Annotated in this window: 13 protein-coding genes; 7 read left to right on the top strand and 6 right to left on the bottom strand. The window is 67.7% G+C overall.

Translation table 11 applies throughout. The features are described from left to right. Positions 1 to 303: 303 nt before the first annotated feature. Positions 304 to 1,641 (top strand): MATE family efflux transporter, encoded by a 1,338-nt coding sequence (locus tag ACFY6U_RS32375; RefSeq protein ID WP_390043878.1) that lies wholly within the window; start codon positions 304 to 306, stop codon positions 1,639 to 1,641. A 166-nt stretch (positions 1,642 to 1,807) separates the two neighbouring features. Here the strand turns inward: ACFY6U_RS32375 and rplI are convergent, their stop codons facing one another. From rplI to rpsF, 4 genes are all read right to left on the bottom strand, one after another. Continuing rightward, a complete protein-coding gene (gene rplI / locus ACFY6U_RS32380; RefSeq protein ID WP_351491787.1) occupies positions 1,808 to 2,254 on the bottom strand; it encodes a 50S ribosomal protein L9 in 447 nt (148 codons plus the stop codon). A gap of 18 nt (positions 2,255 to 2,272) precedes the next feature. Beyond that, positions 2,273 to 2,509 carry a 30S ribosomal protein S18 gene (gene rpsR, locus ACFY6U_RS32385; protein ID WP_003949403.1) on the bottom strand — a complete coding sequence of 79 codons (237 nt, stop codon included), beginning with the start codon at positions 2,507 to 2,509 and terminating at the stop codon, positions 2,273 to 2,275. Positions 2,510 to 2,557: 48 nt separating this feature from the next. Then, positions 2,558 to 3,145, bottom strand: coding sequence for a single-stranded DNA-binding protein (locus ACFY6U_RS32390; RefSeq protein ID WP_390043880.1), 588 nt, complete (start codon positions 3,143 to 3,145; stop codon positions 2,558 to 2,560). 77 nt (positions 3,146 to 3,222) lie between these two features. Continuing rightward, the gene (gene rpsF, locus ACFY6U_RS32395) at positions 3,223 to 3,513 is read right to left on the bottom strand and encodes a 30S ribosomal protein S6 (protein WP_093500872.1); all 291 of its coding nucleotides are present in this window, start codon (positions 3,511 to 3,513) and stop codon (positions 3,223 to 3,225) included. Between the two features lie 262 nt (positions 3,514 to 3,775). Here rpsF and ACFY6U_RS32400 point away from each other — a divergent pair, with 262 nt between their 5' ends. From ACFY6U_RS32400 to ACFY6U_RS32410, 3 genes are all read left to right on the top strand, one after another. Next, positions 3,776 to 4,078, top strand: coding sequence for a hypothetical protein (locus tag ACFY6U_RS32400; RefSeq protein ID WP_294009347.1), 303 nt, complete (start codon positions 3,776 to 3,778; stop codon positions 4,076 to 4,078). 163 nt (positions 4,079 to 4,241) lie between these two features. Further along, positions 4,242 to 5,363, top strand: coding sequence for a peptidoglycan bridge formation glycyltransferase FemX (gene femX, locus ACFY6U_RS32405; RefSeq protein WP_390043883.1), 1,122 nt, complete (start codon positions 4,242 to 4,244; stop codon positions 5,361 to 5,363). 84 nt (positions 5,364 to 5,447) lie between these two features. Further along, the gene (locus ACFY6U_RS32410) at positions 5,448 to 6,479 is read left to right on the top strand and encodes an alanine racemase (RefSeq protein ID WP_351491796.1); all 1,032 of its coding nucleotides are present in this window, start codon (positions 5,448 to 5,450) and stop codon (positions 6,477 to 6,479) included. A 126-nt stretch (positions 6,480 to 6,605) separates the two neighbouring features. On the opposite strand, the gene ACFY6U_RS32415 is transcribed toward ACFY6U_RS32410, so the two are convergent. Together ACFY6U_RS32415 and ACFY6U_RS32420 are read right to left on the bottom strand one after the other, a co-directional pair. Continuing rightward, the gene (locus ACFY6U_RS32415) at positions 6,606 to 8,105 is read right to left on the bottom strand and encodes a glycosyltransferase family 87 protein (RefSeq protein ID WP_390043885.1); all 1,500 of its coding nucleotides are present in this window, start codon (positions 8,103 to 8,105) and stop codon (positions 6,606 to 6,608) included. Between the two features lie 131 nt (positions 8,106 to 8,236). After that, on the bottom strand, positions 8,237 to 10,417 hold the full coding sequence (locus tag ACFY6U_RS32420) for a transglycosylase domain-containing protein (protein ID WP_390043887.1): 2,181 nt from the start codon (positions 10,415 to 10,417) through the stop codon (positions 8,237 to 8,239). Between the two features lie 827 nt (positions 10,418 to 11,244). Between ACFY6U_RS32420 and ACFY6U_RS32425 the strand changes: the two genes are divergently transcribed. From ACFY6U_RS32425 to ACFY6U_RS32435, 3 genes are all read left to right on the top strand, one after another. Continuing rightward, a complete protein-coding gene (locus ACFY6U_RS32425; RefSeq protein WP_390043888.1) occupies positions 11,245 to 11,928 on the top strand; it encodes a helix-turn-helix transcriptional regulator in 684 nt (227 codons plus the stop codon). A 43-nt stretch (positions 11,929 to 11,971) separates the two neighbouring features. Next, positions 11,972 to 13,054 carry an inositol-3-phosphate synthase gene (locus ACFY6U_RS32430; protein ID WP_351491805.1) on the top strand — a complete coding sequence of 361 codons (1,083 nt, stop codon included), beginning with the start codon at positions 11,972 to 11,974 and terminating at the stop codon, positions 13,052 to 13,054. 138 nt (positions 13,055 to 13,192) lie between these two features. After that, the gene (locus ACFY6U_RS32435; RefSeq protein ID WP_390043890.1) at positions 13,193 to 14,488 is read left to right on the top strand and encodes an MFS transporter; all 1,296 of its coding nucleotides are present in this window, start codon (positions 13,193 to 13,195) and stop codon (positions 14,486 to 14,488) included. Positions 14,489 to 14,580 lie beyond the last annotated feature (92 nt).

Genomic DNA, 14,580 nt, shown 5'->3' on the forward strand with positions numbered 1-14,580 from the left:
CCCGCGGGCACCGTCAGCCAATCTGGTTATCCACAGGCCATGTGGACGACCGCCCGTATGCTGTGGAGAACCCGCCAAAACCTGTGTACGACGCGGTGGACAGCCCTGTGAACAAGCCCTCGATGCCTGTCCACAACAACCTCTGACCTGCACATTTACCATCCACCGGCTGTGCAGAAGAAAAACTTTCCCAGTCGGACCAAGATCGCTTCGAACAACGCGCGACGGCGCGGACGACACAACCCCAGGTAAGGGTCACTATGTATTTGCATCACTTACCTGTGGACGATTAGATTAGCGCCCATGTCACAGGCTCCCGCGACCTCCGAGGCCACCCGACAGGGGCACGACCGAGAGATCATCGCACTGGCCGTCCCGGCCTTCGGCGCACTCGTCGCCGAGCCGCTTTTCGTCATGGCCGACAGCGCGATCGTCGGCCACCTCGGCACCGCACAACTCGCCGGTCTCGGAATCGCCTCGGCCCTCCTCACCACCGCGGTGAGCATCTTCGTCTTCCTCGCCTACGCCACCACGTCCGCCGTCGCCCGCCGGGTGGGCTCCGGCGATCTCCAGGCGGCCGTCCGCCAGGGCATGGACGGCATCTGGCTGGCACTGCTGCTCGGTGCCGCGGTCATCGCCGTCGCCGTCCCCTTCGCCCCCGGCGTCGTCGACGTCTTCGGCGCCTCAGCCACCGCCGCTCCCTACGCGACCACCTACCTGAGGATCTCCTCCCTCGGTATCCCGGCCATGCTGGTCGTGCTCGCCGCCACCGGCGTCCTGCGCGGCCTCCAGAACACCCGGACGCCGCTGTACGTCGCCGTAGCGGGGTTCATCGCCAACGCCGGGCTCAACGCGGTGCTCGTCTACGGTGCCGGACTGGGCATCGCCGGCTCCGCCTGGGGCACCGTCATCGCCCAGTGCGGGATGGCGGCCGTCTATCTGACCGTCGTCGTACGCGGCGCTCACAGACACGGAGCGTCGCTGCGCCCCGACGCCGCCGGGATACGTGCCTCGGCACAGGCCGGCGTACCCCTGCTCGTCCGGACGATCTCACTGCGGGCCATCCTGATGATCGCCACCGCCGTGGCGGCCCGGCTGGGCGATGCCGACATCGCAGCCCACCAGATCGTGCTGTCCCTGTGGAGCCTGCTGGCCTTCGCCCTGGACGCGATCGCCATCGCCGGACAGGCCGTCATCGGCCGCTATCTCGGGGCGGATGACGCCGCCGGCGCCCGCGAAGCCTGTCGGCGCATGGTGCAATGGGGCATCACCACCGGAGTCGTCCTGGGCCTGCTCGTGATCACCGCCCGGCCGCTCTTCCTCCCGTTGTTCACCGGCGACCTCGCCGTGAAGCACACCGCGCTGCCCGCGCTGCTCATCGTGGCGCTCTCCCAGCCGATCTCCGGAGTGGTCTTCGTCCTCGACGGCGTACTGATGGGTGCGGGAGACGGGCCCTATCTCGCCGGGGCCATGGTCCTCACACTCGTGGTCTTCACTCCGGTGGCGCTACTCGTCCCCGCCCTGGGCGGCGGGCTCACGGCGCTCTGGGGAGCCATGACGCTGATGATGACAGTACGGATGCTCACCCTCTGGCTGCGGGCACGCTCCGGGCGATGGATCGTGACCGGCGCGACGCGCTGACCTTTGCGCACTGCCGACGGTTTCACGTGAAACATCGCGGGCTGTCACGTTTCACGTGAAACACCCCGCGGCTCCACACCGTCCTCGGCGAAGGCAAAAGGGGCCGCACCCTTCCGGGTGCGGCCCCTTTCAGCTACTGCTGCTACTGCTCAAGCCGAGCGCAGCGTCAGGCCGCGACGACCTCGATGTTGACCTTGGCGGCAACCTCGGGGTGCAGACGCACGGACGTCTCGTGGGCGCCCAGCGTCTTGATCGCCGAACCGACCTCGATGCGGCGCTTGTCGACCTCGGGGCCACCGGCAGCCTTGATCGCCGAAGCGATGTCGGCCTGGGTGACGGAACCGAAGAGACGGCCGGCGTCGCCGGCACGGACGGCCAGGCGGACCTTGACGCCCTCGAGCTGGGCCTTCACCTGGTTGGCCTGCTCGATGGTCTGGATCTCGTGGATCTTGCGAGCACGACGGATCTGCTCGACGTCCTTCTCGCCACCCTTGGTCCAGCGGATCGCGAACTTCCGCGGGATCAGGTAGTTGCGTGCGTAGCCGTCCTTGACGTCGACGACGTCGCCGGCGGCGCCGAGGCCAGAGACCTCGTGGGTGAGGATGATCTTCATTGGTCGGTCACCCTTCCCTTAGCGCGCGGTGGAGGTGTAGGGCAGCAGCGCCATCTCACGGCTGTTCTTGACGGCCGTGGCGACGTCACGCTGGTGCTGCGTGCAGTTGCCGGTCACGCGGCGGGCACGGATCTTGCCGCGGTCGGAAATGAACTTCCGCAGCATGTTCGTGTCCTTGTAGTCCACGTACGTGACCTTGTCCTTGCAGAAAGCGCAGACCTTCTTCTTAGGCTTGCGCACAGGCGGCTTCGCCATGGTGTTTCTCCTGTGTGATCAAGAAGTGGGGATACGAGCCCTTGCCCCTTAGAAGGGGGGCTCCTCCGAGTAGCCGCCACCGCCGCCGGAGGCGGAGCCGCCGCCCCAGCCGCCACCGCCCTGGTTGCCACCACCAGCGGGAGCGCCGGAAGCCCAGGGGTCGTCGTTGGGGGCGCCGCCCTGGTTGCCGCCGCCGGGGCCACCGCCCCAGCCGCCGCCACCCTGGCCGCCACCACCGCCGTAACCACCCTGGCCGCCGCGGCCGCCGCCACCGGCGGTCTTGGTGACCTTGGCCGTGGCGCTCCGCAGGCTGGCGCCGACTTCCTCGACGTCCAGCTCGTAGACCGTGCGCTTGACACCCTCACGGTCCTCGTAGGACCGCTGCTTCAGGCGGCCCTGCACGATGACGCGCATGCCTCGCTGGAGCGACTCCGCGACGTTCTCCGCCGCCTGACGCCAGACCGAGCAGGTCAGGAACAGGCTCTCGCCGTCCTTCCACTCGTTGGTCTGACGGTCGAAGGTGCGGGGGGTGGACGCGACACGGAACTTCGCGACCGCCGCACCGGAGGGGGTGAAGCGCAGCTCGGGGTCATCGACAAGATTGCCGACGACCGTGATGACGGTCTCGCCTGCCATGGGGGAACCTCTCGGCGGGTTTGCTGCTGGCTGCTTGTGCTGCTACTCGAAATCCCGAGATCGGCTGAGCAGAGAGCTCAGTGGGTCTCGGGGCGGAGGACCTTGGTCCGGAGGACCGACTCGTTCAGGTTCATCTGGCGGTCGAGCTCCTTGACGACCACAGGCTCGGCCTGCAGGTCGATGACCGAGTAGATGCCCTCGGGCTTCTTCTTGATCTCGTACGAGAGACGACGACGGCCCCAGGTGTCGACCTTCTCGACCTTTCCGTTGCCCTCACGGACGACGGAGAGGAAGTTCTCGATCAGGGGGGCGACAGCGCGCTCCTCCAGATCGGGGTCGAGGATGACCATCACCTCGTAGTGACGCATGTGGAACCCACCTCCTTTGGACTCAGCGGCCACGGTCGTTCCGTGGCAGGAGGGTTGTGATGCGTACGCAACGGTATCGGCAGCCACTGACATTCGGGGGTTCCCGCTGGGATCCCGGCCAGGGCCTGGGCAGACACCGGTGCAGACGCTACAGACTACCCGCACACGCGCTTCCGGTTGAAATCCGGCGGCCGGGGCCCTCAATCTGTACACATCGGGTGTGTACGGCGCTACGATGCGCCGCCTTCCGCAGGAGGTGCCCATGGCACAGGCATTGCGACCCAACACCGCCGGATCTCTGTTCGCCACCGACGGCAAGACCCATCCGCTCCAGGACTCGCTGATGGCAGTGACGCTGGCGCTCGGGCTCATCGCCTTCATCACGTCGTTCTTCCACAGCCTTCACCTGCTCAGCTCCTGGACCGGCCTGATCGGCCTCTGCACCGGTCTGTACGGGCAGTGGGTCTCGATCACCACGCGAGAGCGTTTCGGCCTGATCCTGGGTCTCGGTGCCTCGGGCATCGGCTTCTTCATCGGCATGGCGCACGGCGGCCTGTTCGGCTGAGTCCGGCACCCCTGACACAACCCTGGAACGCCCCGGCCGGACAGGAGCCGGGGCGTAGGTGCCGTACGGCCAGTCGGGCCGCGGGCAAGGCGCAGTAGGCTTCGGCGCGAGAGCCGGAGCCCCTGTACCCATGGGGACACACCAGCCCGAGGAGCGCCCCGACATGAGCCTGACCCTGAGGACCATCAGCCGCGAACAGCATCTGGCGTACATCCAGAGCCTGCAGGCGGCTAGCCACATGCAGGTCCCGGCCTGGGCCGATGTCAAGGCGGAGTGGCGTTCGGAGAACCTCGGCTGGTTCGACGAGCGCACCGGCGAGATGGTCGGTGCGGGCCTGGTGCTGTACCGCCAGCTGCCCAAGATCAAGCGCTACCTCGCCTACCTCCCCGAGGGCCCGGTCATCAACTGGTTCGCGCCGAATCTCGACGAGTGGCTCCAGCCGATGCTCGCCCACCTCAAGCAGCAGGGCGCGTTCTCGGTGAAGATGGGCCCGCCGGTGATCATCCGGCGCTGGGAGTCCAACTCCATCAAGCAGGGCATCCAGAACCCGGACGTGAAGCGACTGCGCGACATCGAGGCCGACTTCATCGAGCCGCGCGCCTTCGAAGTGGCCGACAAGCTGCGCCGGATGGGCTGGCAGCAGGGCGAGGACGGCGGCGCCGGCTTCGGTGACGTGCAGCCGCGCTATGTCTTCCAGGTGCCGCTGGCGAACCGTTCCCTGGAAGAGGTCCACAGGAACTTCAACCAGCTGTGGCGGCGCAACATCAAGAAGGCCGAGAAGGCCGGCGTCGAGGTCGTCCAGGGCGGCTACCAGGACCTGGCGGAGTGGCAGCGGCTGTACGAGATCACGGCCGTCCGCGACCACTTCCGGCCGCGCCCGCTGTCGTACTTCCAGCGCATGTGGACGGCCCTCAACACCGAGGACCCCAACCGGATGCGGCTGTACTTCGCCCGGCACAACGGGGTCAACCTGTCCGCGGCGACCATGCTGATCGTCGGCGGACACGTCTGGTACTCCTACGGCGCGTCCGACAACATCGGCCGTGAGGTGCGGCCCTCGAACGCCATGCAGTGGCGGATGCTGCGCGACGCCTACGCGCTCGGCGCCACCGTCTACGACCTGCGCGGCATCTCGGACTCGCTGGACGAGACGGACCACCTCTTCGGCCTGATCCAGTTCAAGGTGGGCACCGGTGGCCAGGCCGCCGAGTACCTCGGCGAGTGGGACTTCCCGCTGAACAAGCTGCTCCACAAGGCGCTCGACATCTACATGTCGCGCCGCTGACGTCACGCTCCGTGCTTCTATAGCCCTGACACACCGCAGTCCTCTGGCACTCCCCAGCCACCCAGAAAGGTTCCAGGTCCGGCCATGGCGCTCACGCTCTACGTCGACACCGCGCGCTGGCGGGCGCACCACAAGCACGTGCAGGAGCAGTTCCCGGGCCTCGTCCCGGTCTGCAAGGGCAACGGCTACGGCTTCGGGCACGAGCGCCTGGCCGAGGAGGCCACGCGGCTGGGCTCGGACATCCTCGCCGTCGGTACGACGTACGAAGCCGCGCGCATCAAGGACTGGTTCGGCGGCGACCTGCTGGTGCTGACCCCGTACCGGCGCGGCGAGGAACCGGTGCCGCTGCCCGACCGGGTCATCCGCTCGGTGTCGTCCATCGACGGCGTGTACGGCCTGGTGGGCGCCCGCGTGGTCATCGAGGTGATGTCCACGATGAAGCGGCACGGCATCAGCGAGCAGGATCTGCCGCAGCTGCACTCCGCTATAGAGAACGTCCGGCTGGAGGGCTTCGCCATCCACCTGCCGCTGGACCGCACCGACGGCTCGGACGCCGTCGAGGAGGTCATCGGCTGGATGGACCGGCTGCGCGCGGCCCGGCTGCCGCTGCACACGATGTTCGTCAGCCACCTCAAGGCCGACGAACTCGCCCGGCTGCAGCAGCAGTTCCCGCAGACCCGGTTCCGGGCCCGGATCGGCACCCGGCTGTGGCTGGGGGACCACGACGCCACCGAGTACCGCGGGGCGGTCCTGGACGTCTCCCGCGTCGCCAAGGGCGACCGGTTCGGCTACCGGCAGCAGAAGGCGGCCTCGGACGGCTTCCTGGTGGTCGTGGCGGGCGGTACGTCGCACGGGGTGGGCCTGGAGGCCCCGAAGGCCCTGCACGGCGTCATGCCGCGCGCCAAGGGCGTCGCACGGGCCGGCCTGGCCACGGTGAACCGGAACCTTTCTCCGTTCGTCTGGGGCGGCAAGCAGCGCTGGTTCGCGGAGCCGCCCCACATGCAGGTGTCGATCCTCTTCGTGCCCTCGGATGCCCCGGAGCCGAAGGTCGGCGAGGAGCTGGTGGCCCATCTGCGGCACACCACGACCCAGTTCGACCGGATCGTGGACCGCTGACCGGCCCCAGGACGGAGAAGCGCACCGCCTGACCGTCCGCGGAACAGGCAAAGGGCCGCACACGGAGTCCGTGTGCGGCCCTTTTTCCGTTCAGGAGCTGAGCTGTTCACTCAGAGCGAACCACCCTCAGAGCGAACCGTCCTCCGAGGATCGGGTTCCCCATTCCACCTGCGGCCCCTCGAAGTGGGCCGCGTGGCGCGGGGGACGGGCCGCCGCGCCGAGCACGAAGGCGTCCTCCGTACCGTCCAGCACCCCGCCGGAGGGATCGTCCTCCCCGCTGCGGCGCACCACGTCCCGCTCGGGCATGAGGATGTCGCGCACGACCATGCCGCACAGGTAGAGCGTGCCCAGCAGGTGCACGGCGATGGCCCAGTGGTAGCCGTCGGTCGGCAGGCCCTTGTGGGCGTCTCCGCTGGTCGTGTAGGCGAGGTACATCCAGATGCCCAGGAAGTACGCCACCTCGCACGCCTGCCAGATCAGGAAGTCCCGCCACTTGGGCCGGGCGAGGACGGCCAGCGGCACCAGCCACAGCACGTACTGCGGGGAGTAGACCTTGTTGGTGAGGATGAAGGCCGCCACCACCAGGAAGGCCAGCTGGGCGAAGCGCGGCCGACGCGGAGCGGTGAGGGCCAGGGCGGCGATGCCCGCGAAGCAGAGCAGCACCAGGACCGTGGCCGCGGTGTTCACGAAGTCGGTGCTGGGCGGGGTGGTCGTGTTCTGCGCCCAGATCAGCCAGAAGGAACCGAAGTCGACGCCCCGCTCCTGGCTGAACGTGTAGAACTTCGACCAGCCGTCGAAGGCGAAGATCATCACCGGCAGGTTCACGACGAGCCAGGCGACCACCGCACCGCCCGTGGCAACGAAGAACTCCCGCCATTTGCCGGCACGCCAGCACAGGAGGAACAACGGCCCCAGCAGGAAGACGGGGTACAGCTTGGCGGCCGTGGCAAGCCCCAGAAGGACGCCGAAGGCGAGGGGACGGCTCCGGGACCACATCAGCATCGCCGCGGCCGTCAGAGCGACCGCCAGGAGGTCCCAGTTGATGGTGGCGGTCAGGGCGAAGGCAGGTGCCAGGGCGACCAGCAGGCCGTCCCAGGGGCGCCTGCGGTGCGTACGGACCACGCACACCGCGATGACCGCGGCGCACAGCATCAGCATTCCGGCGTTGACGAACCAGTACACCTGCTCCTGGAGCATGATGCTGCCGCTGCCCGGCGTGAGCCATGCGGCCACCTCCATGAACACACCGGTGAGCACCGGGTATTCGAGGTAGTCCATGTCGCCCGGGAGCTTGTCGAAGTACGGCACCAGACCGTCGGCGAAACCGCGCCCCTGGTAGAGGTGCGGAATGTCCGAGTAGCAGGCGTGGGTGTACTGGGAACTCGCGCCGAAGAACCAGCCACTGTCGTAGCAGGGCATCTTCTGCACCATGCCGAGGGCGAACATCCCGACCGCCACGATGACGACCACCCGTAGCGGCGTCCACCAGGACGTGCCGAGCAGGGCACGCCGCCCGATGGGGCCGCCGATCAGCTCACTCCCGGCGGCGGCGACCTCGTCATCCCTGGTCGGCCGCACCGGCTCCGGCTCACGCACGCCCGCGGGCGTCGTCTCTGCACTGGGCATGGGGCCCATCCTGCCGTACCTCTCTAGGAATACGCCGAGGGCCGCCGCACCTCGCCGGGTGCGGCGGCCCATGTTTCACGTGAAACAGACTTCGGCGGGCGAAATGGTCACCAGCCGGTCAGACCGCGCGGCTATCCGGTTGATCCGCCGAAGAGGTTTCCTCCGCCGTTGGCATTGCCTCTGGTGTTGCCTGTGCCGGTCGTATCCGTAGCTGACGGCGAGGACGTCGTACCCGACGTGCTGCCGCCGGTCGTGCCGCCGTCGGTCGAGCAGTTCCAGGCGAACTGGCAGGTCTCCGTCACCGTGGGCGACGGGGAGGTGACCGTCTCGCTCGGGGTGGCGCTCGGCGTCTCGATGGGCGTCTCGCTCGGCGTGATGCTGGGAGACGGCGTCGGGGAAGGAGCCCCGGCCTCGTCGGCGACCTCACCGATCTTGGTCGCCTCGGGGAAGCCCAGGTCGTTCTTGCCCTGCAGCGCGGCCTTCATGTACTCGGTCCACACCGAGGTCGGGATGTCACCACCGTGGATGGACGCCACGCCGGCGGTGCCGTTCATGGAGAGCAGCTCGGCGTCCTTCGGGTTCTCACGGAACATCGCCACCGAGGTCGACAGCTGCTTGGTGTAGCCGACGAACCAGGCCGACTTGTTGCTGTCGGTGGTACCGGTCTTGCCCGCCGCCGTACGGCCCAGGGCCTTGGCGTTGGTACCCGTACCGTTCTGGATGACGTTCTGCAGGACGTCCGTGACGTTGTTCGCGACGTTCTCCTCCATGGCCCTGGTCGTCTTCGGCTTGCCGAAGCCGCTCAGCGGCTGCCCGTCCTGCTTGACCGCGGTCACGGAGTACGGGTCCACGTGCTCACCGGACGCCGCGAACGTCGCGTACGCATCCGCCATGCGGATGGCACTGGGAGTGGACGTACCGATGGCGAACGAGGGGTTCAGGTTCTGCGACATGCTGTCCGGCAGGATCCCGGACGCCTGGGCCATGTCCCGTACCTTCGTCATCCCGACATCCACGCCGAGTTGCACGAACGGTGTGTTGATCGACTGCTCCATCGCCTTGCGCAGGGTGATGTAGCCCCAGGGGTACGCACTCTCGTTCCGCTGGCGGAAGATCGAGTTGTCCTTGTTCAAGTAGTACGTACCGTCCGGCCTGCGCACCTTGAGGTTGTCGTCGCCGTTGTACTTGCTCAGGGGCGACACCCCGACGCCGTCGGTCTTGTACGTCCCGTCCTGCATGGCCGCTGCCAGCACGAACGGCTTCCACGTCGAACCGACGGGGACACCTGAGGTGTCGGCGTTGTTGGTGAAGTGGTTGTTCTCGTAGCCGGCACCGCCGTACAGGGCGACGATCGCGCCGTCGTCGGGCACCACCGACGCGGCACCGAACTGGACGTACTTGTCCTTGTCCCGGTTCTTCGGGTCCAGACGCGCCTTCTGGACCTTCTCCACGGCCGCGGTCAGCGCGTTGACCTTGTCCTTGTCGAAGGTCGTGTAGATCTGGAAGCCGCCCTGGTCGAACTGTGCCTCCGTGATGTTGGAGTGCGCGAGGACGTACTTCTTGGCCGTGTCGGCGAGGTAGCTGATCTGACCGGTCATGCCCTTGACCGCCTTGCGGCCCTGGGGCATCGGGTACTTCTTGACGGCCGTCTGGTACTCGGCGTCGGTGAGGTGCTGGTCCTTGTGCATCTCTTCGAGGATCCAGGCCCAGCGGTCGTGCGAGCGCTTGTAGTTGGCGTCCTTGGACGCTGCGGGATCGATGTCCGGGTTGCCCGCGGGGTCGTAGTACGTCGCGCCCTTGAGCAGAGCCGCCAGGACCCCACACTGGCTCGGGGTGAGGTCCTTGGCGTCCACCCCGTAGTAGGTCTGGGCGGCGGCCTGGATGCCGTACGCGCCACGGCCGAAGTACGAGGTGTTCAGGTAGCCCTGGAGGATCTCCGGCTTGGTGAACTTGGTGCCCACCTTGATGGAGATGAACATCTCCTTGAACTTGCGGGTGAGCGTCTGGTCCTGACTGAGGTAGGTGTTCTTGACGAACTGCTGGGTGATCGTCGAACCACCCTGCGTCTCACCACCCTGCGCCATGTTGACGAGGGCACGGGCGATGCCCTTGAAGTCGACGCCCGGGTCCGTGTAGAAGCTCTTGTTCTCCGCCGAGATCACCGCGTACTGCATGGCCTCGGGGATCTGGTCGATGGTGACGTTCTGCCGGTTGATGCCGGTGCCCGTCGCCACCATCTGCTTGCCGTCGGCCCAGTAGTAGACGTTGTTCTGGGACTTGGCCGCCTGGTTCTCGTCCGGGACGCCGACCATGGCGTACCCGACGCCGACCAGCGCCACCAGGCTGCCGAAGAAGGTGATGCACAGCCCCGAGACGAGCTTCCAGGAGGGGACCCACCTGCGCCAGCCGAATCTGTTCGCCCTGGGATAGTCGATCAGACGCTTCTTGCCGGGCGCCGTCGACGCCCGGCCTCTGCCGCGCCCGGGCCCGGCAGGACCACCCGGACCACGGCCTCCGTTGTCGGCCGCTCTGCGACGGCTGTTTCCCGTACTTCTCTGTGCCGCCCGGCGTGCCTCGGCACGGCCACCGTACGGACGCTCCTCACCTCCCGAGTCCGCGTCCGACCCATAGGAACTGGACCCATAGGAGTCGGAAAGAGACCCGGTGGCGCCTCGCGGTGCCGCGCGGCGGCCGGAGGACGGTCCGGACTGGCCGCGTCGGGCCGCGGCACGTCCGCCTCCCTGCGGCGGCGGCGGTTTGCGACGGTGCTCGCTCATCGAACGATTACTCCTCGGGCAGGCGCACCCGTGGGCGCCTGGAACGGCGGCTGATTTCCGGTCCCCCCGAAATACGGATGTGGTCGGTCCTGCATTCACCCGTACGGCACCGAGGACGTGGACGCCCCCCAGGCGTCACATGGTTCCCGGTGGTGTGCATGCCGCACAGACTACGCACCAGCAAAACCCGCCGAGCTTCGAAGTTCACCCCAAATCAGGCAAGTTGCCTCCAACGAATCGGTGATGTGATCCCGTTCACCGTCGTTCCTCTTGTCGCACGGGGAAAGCCGATCTATCGTCGGGATGTATCGAGTCGATACATCAGAGCGAGATAAGCGAGCCGCGGACGAGAGGAGGCGACCATGAGCCGGCGCTCCGGCATCCTTGAGTTCGCCGTCCTCGGCCTGCTCCGCGAGTCCCCGATGCACGGCTATGAGCTGCGGAAACGGCTCAACACATCACTCGGCGTGTTCCGTGCGTTCAGCTACGGAACGCTCTACCCCTGCCTCAAGACGCTGGTCGCCAACGGCTGGTTGATCGAGGAACCGGGAAGTACCACCGAGGACGCACTCGCCGCGCCGCTCGCCGGCCGCCGCGCCAAGATCGTCTACCGGTTGACGGCGGACGGTAAGGAGCACTTCGAGGAGCTCCTGTCGCAGACCGGCCCCGACGCGTACGAGGACGAGCACTTCGCTGCGCGGTTCGCCTTCTTCGGGCAGACCTCCCGCGATGTGCGGATGCGCGTACTGGAGGGCCGCCGCAGCCGGCTGGAGGAGCGCCTCGAGAAGATGCGCGCCTCGCTGGCGCGCACCCGGGAGCGCCTCGACGACTACACGCTTGAGCTCCAGCGCCACGGGATGGAGTCCGTGGAGCGCGAAGTGCGCTGGCTGAACGAGCTCATCGAGAGCGAGCGGGCCGGGCGGGACCTGAAGGGTTCCGCCTCCGGGGGGTCCGCTCAGCAGAACACCACCAATGGAGCGCCGGGCGCCCTGCCCCGGTCCGGGGATTCCCTCCGGCCGGATGCGTCCGACGACACCGCCACGTGAGACCCGTTCAGGGCCTCACTCGTACACACAGGGAGCAACCGGAATGGGTTCGGTTCGCGTAGCCATCGTCGGTGTGGGCAACTGCGCCGCATCGCTGGTGCAGGGCGTCGAGTACTACAAGGACGCCGACCCGGCGTCCAAGGTCCCCGGCCTGATGCACGTGCAGTTCGGCGACTACCACGTCAAGGACGTGGAGTTCGTCGCCGCGTTCGACGTGGACGCCAAGAAGGTCGGCCTCGACCTGGCGGACGCCATCGGCGCCTCTGAGAACAACACCATCAAGATCTGCGACGTGCCCAACACCGGTGTCACCGTGCAGCGCGGCCACACCCTCGACGGACTCGGCAAGTACTACCGCCAGACCATCGAGGAGTCCGAGGCCGAGCCGGTCGACGTCGTCCAGATCCTCAAGGACAAGCAGGTCGACGTCCTCGTCTGCTACCTGCCCGTCGGTTCCGAGGACGCGGCGAAGTTCTACGCCCAGTGCGCCATCGACGCCAAGGTCGCCTTCGTCAACGCCCTCCCGGTCTTCATCGCCGGCACCAAGGAGTGGGCGGACAAGTTCACCGAGGCCGGTGTGCCGATCGTCGGTGACGACATCAAGTCTCAGGTCGGCGCCACGATCACGCACCGCGTCATGGCGAAGCTCTTCGAGGACCGGGGCGTCATCCTGGACCGCACGATGCAGCTGAACGTCGGCGGCAACATGGACTTCAAGAACATGCTGGAGCGCGAGCGGCTGGAGTCCAAGAAGATCTCCAAGACGCAGGCCGTCACCTCCCAGATCCCCGACCGGGACCTCGGCGAGAAGAACGTCCACATCGGCCCGTCCGACTACGTAGCCTGGCTCGACGACCGCAAGTGGGCGTACGTCCGCCTGGAGGGCCGCGCCTTCGGTGACGTCCCGCTGAACCTGGAGTACAAGCTCGAGGTCTGGGACTCCCCGAACTCCGCCGGTGTCATCATCGACGCCCTGCGCGCCGCGAAGATCGCCAAGGACCGCGGCATCGGCGGCCCGATCCTCTCGGCGTCCAGCTACTTCATGAAGTCCCCGCCGGTCCAGTACTTCGACGACGAGGCCCGCGAGAACGTGGAGAAGTTCATCCGCGGCGACGTCGAGCGCTGACCCGGCACCCCGCCGGGCACTGAAGCTCCACAGCTCAAGCTCGTAAAAATCGCTCCTGCCAGGGCTCAGAGGGTCCCCGGGTCATCCGATCCGGGGACCCTTCTCCTGTGCACGGCCCCATATGTGAGGCTGTGCCCCATGCCCGTCGTCCGCGACCTGCGTGTCCTGCTGCGCCTGCGGAACTTCCGCCGTCTACTCGTCATACGCCTGCTCTCCCAGGGGGCCGACGGCGTCTACCAGGTCGCCCTCGCCGCCTACGTCGTCTTCTCCCCGGAGAAGCAGACCTCGCCTGCCGCGATCGCCTCGGCCATGGCCGTCCTGCTCCTCCCGTACTCCCTCGTGGGCCCCTTCGCCGGCGTCCTGCTGGATCGCTGGCGCCGCCGCCAGATCTTCCTCTACGGCAATCTGCTGCGCGCACTGCTGGCCGCGGCCACCGCCGTCCTCATGGTCAGCGAAGTCCCCGACTGGCTCTTCTACGCGTCCGCCCTGTGCGTCACGGCCGTCAACCGCTTCGTCCTCTCCGGCCTGTCGGCCGCGCTGCCACGAGTGGTCGACACCGACCGGCTGGTGATCGCCAACTCCCTCTCCCCGACCGCCGGCACCCTCGCCGCGACCGCCGGCGGCGGCCTCGCCTTCGCCGTGCGGCTGGTGGCCTCGGATTCCGATGCGGCGGTGGTGTCGCTGGGCGCCACGCTGTACCTGGGCGCGGCCCTCGCCTCCCTGTCCATGGCTCCCGACCTCCTCGGCCCGGACCGGCACACGGCCCAGCCGAACCTGAGAACGGCCGTGATCACCACGGCACGCGACCTGCTGGAGGCGATTCGGCATCTCGCCGCACCGCGCCGTCGTGAGGCGGCCTGGGCACTGGCCGGCATGACGGCGATGCGCTTCTGCTACGGCGCACTGCTCGTCCTGGTTCTGATGCTGTGCCGGTACGCCCTCTCCTCCGACCCGGACGACGGACTCGGGTTGCTGGGGCTGGCCCTGGGCATCTCCGGCGCGGGCTTCTTCGCCGCCGCCGTGGTGACGCCATGGGCCGCGGGGCGCCTCGGCCCCGGCCGCTGGATCGTCGTATGCGCCGCGTCGGCCGCCGTGCTGGAGCCCGCCCTGGGCCTCCCGTTCACGACCGTCCCTATGCTCGCCGCCGCCTTCGTCCTCGGACTCATCACCCAGGGCGCGAAGATCGCCACGGACACCCTCGTGCAATCGTCCGTCGACGACGGCTTCCGCGGTCGGATCTTCTCCGTCTACGACGTCCTCTTCAACGTCGCCTTTGTCGGGTCCGCCGCAGTAGCCGCGCTGATGCTTCCACCGGACGGCCGCTCGGCGACCCTCGTCATCACGGTCGCCCTCGTCTACGCATTGGTCGCTGCGGCCATGGCCCGCTTCGCACTCGACCACCGGCCGCAGCAGGATCACGCGACACCGCAGTGAAGAGTGAAGAGGGGCGATGTTTCACGTGAAACATCGCCCCTCGTTGCGTCACAGCGGGGTCATGTTTCACGTGAAACATGACCCCGCTGTGC

It is taken from the genome of Streptomyces sp. NPDC013157 (assembly GCF_042899865.1).
GTDB lineage: Bacteria > Actinomycetota > Actinomycetes > Streptomycetales > Streptomycetaceae > Streptomyces.

Coding starts and splice junctions, on each gene's coding strand:
- ACFY6U_RS32375 (WP_390043878.1), top strand. CDS start 304: ATGTCACAGGCTCCCGCGACCTCCGAGGCCACCCGACAGGGGCACGAC.
- rplI (WP_351491787.1), bottom strand. CDS start 2,254: ATGAAGATCATCCTCACCCACGAGGTCTCTGGCCTCGGCGCCGCCGGC.
- rpsR (WP_003949403.1), bottom strand. CDS start 2,509: ATGGCGAAGCCGCCTGTGCGCAAGCCTAAGAAGAAGGTCTGCGCTTTC.
- ACFY6U_RS32390 (WP_390043880.1), bottom strand. CDS start 3,145: ATGGCAGGCGAGACCGTCATCACGGTCGTCGGCAATCTTGTCGATGAC.
- rpsF (WP_093500872.1), bottom strand. CDS start 3,513: ATGCGTCACTACGAGGTGATGGTCATCCTCGACCCCGATCTGGAGGAG.
- ACFY6U_RS32400 (WP_294009347.1), top strand. CDS start 3,776: ATGGCACAGGCATTGCGACCCAACACCGCCGGATCTCTGTTCGCCACC.
- femX (WP_390043883.1), top strand. CDS start 4,242: ATGAGCCTGACCCTGAGGACCATCAGCCGCGAACAGCATCTGGCGTAC.
- ACFY6U_RS32410 (WP_351491796.1), top strand. CDS start 5,448: ATGGCGCTCACGCTCTACGTCGACACCGCGCGCTGGCGGGCGCACCAC.
- ACFY6U_RS32415 (WP_390043885.1), bottom strand. CDS start 8,105: ATGCCCAGTGCAGAGACGACGCCCGCGGGCGTGCGTGAGCCGGAGCCG.
- ACFY6U_RS32420 (WP_390043887.1), bottom strand. CDS start 10,417: ATGGTCGGCGTCCCGGACGAGAACCAGGCGGCCAAGTCCCAGAACAAC.
- ACFY6U_RS32425 (WP_390043888.1), top strand. CDS start 11,245: ATGAGCCGGCGCTCCGGCATCCTTGAGTTCGCCGTCCTCGGCCTGCTC.
- ACFY6U_RS32430 (WP_351491805.1), top strand. CDS start 11,972: ATGGGTTCGGTTCGCGTAGCCATCGTCGGTGTGGGCAACTGCGCCGCA.
- ACFY6U_RS32435 (WP_390043890.1), top strand. CDS start 13,193: ATGCCCGTCGTCCGCGACCTGCGTGTCCTGCTGCGCCTGCGGAACTTC.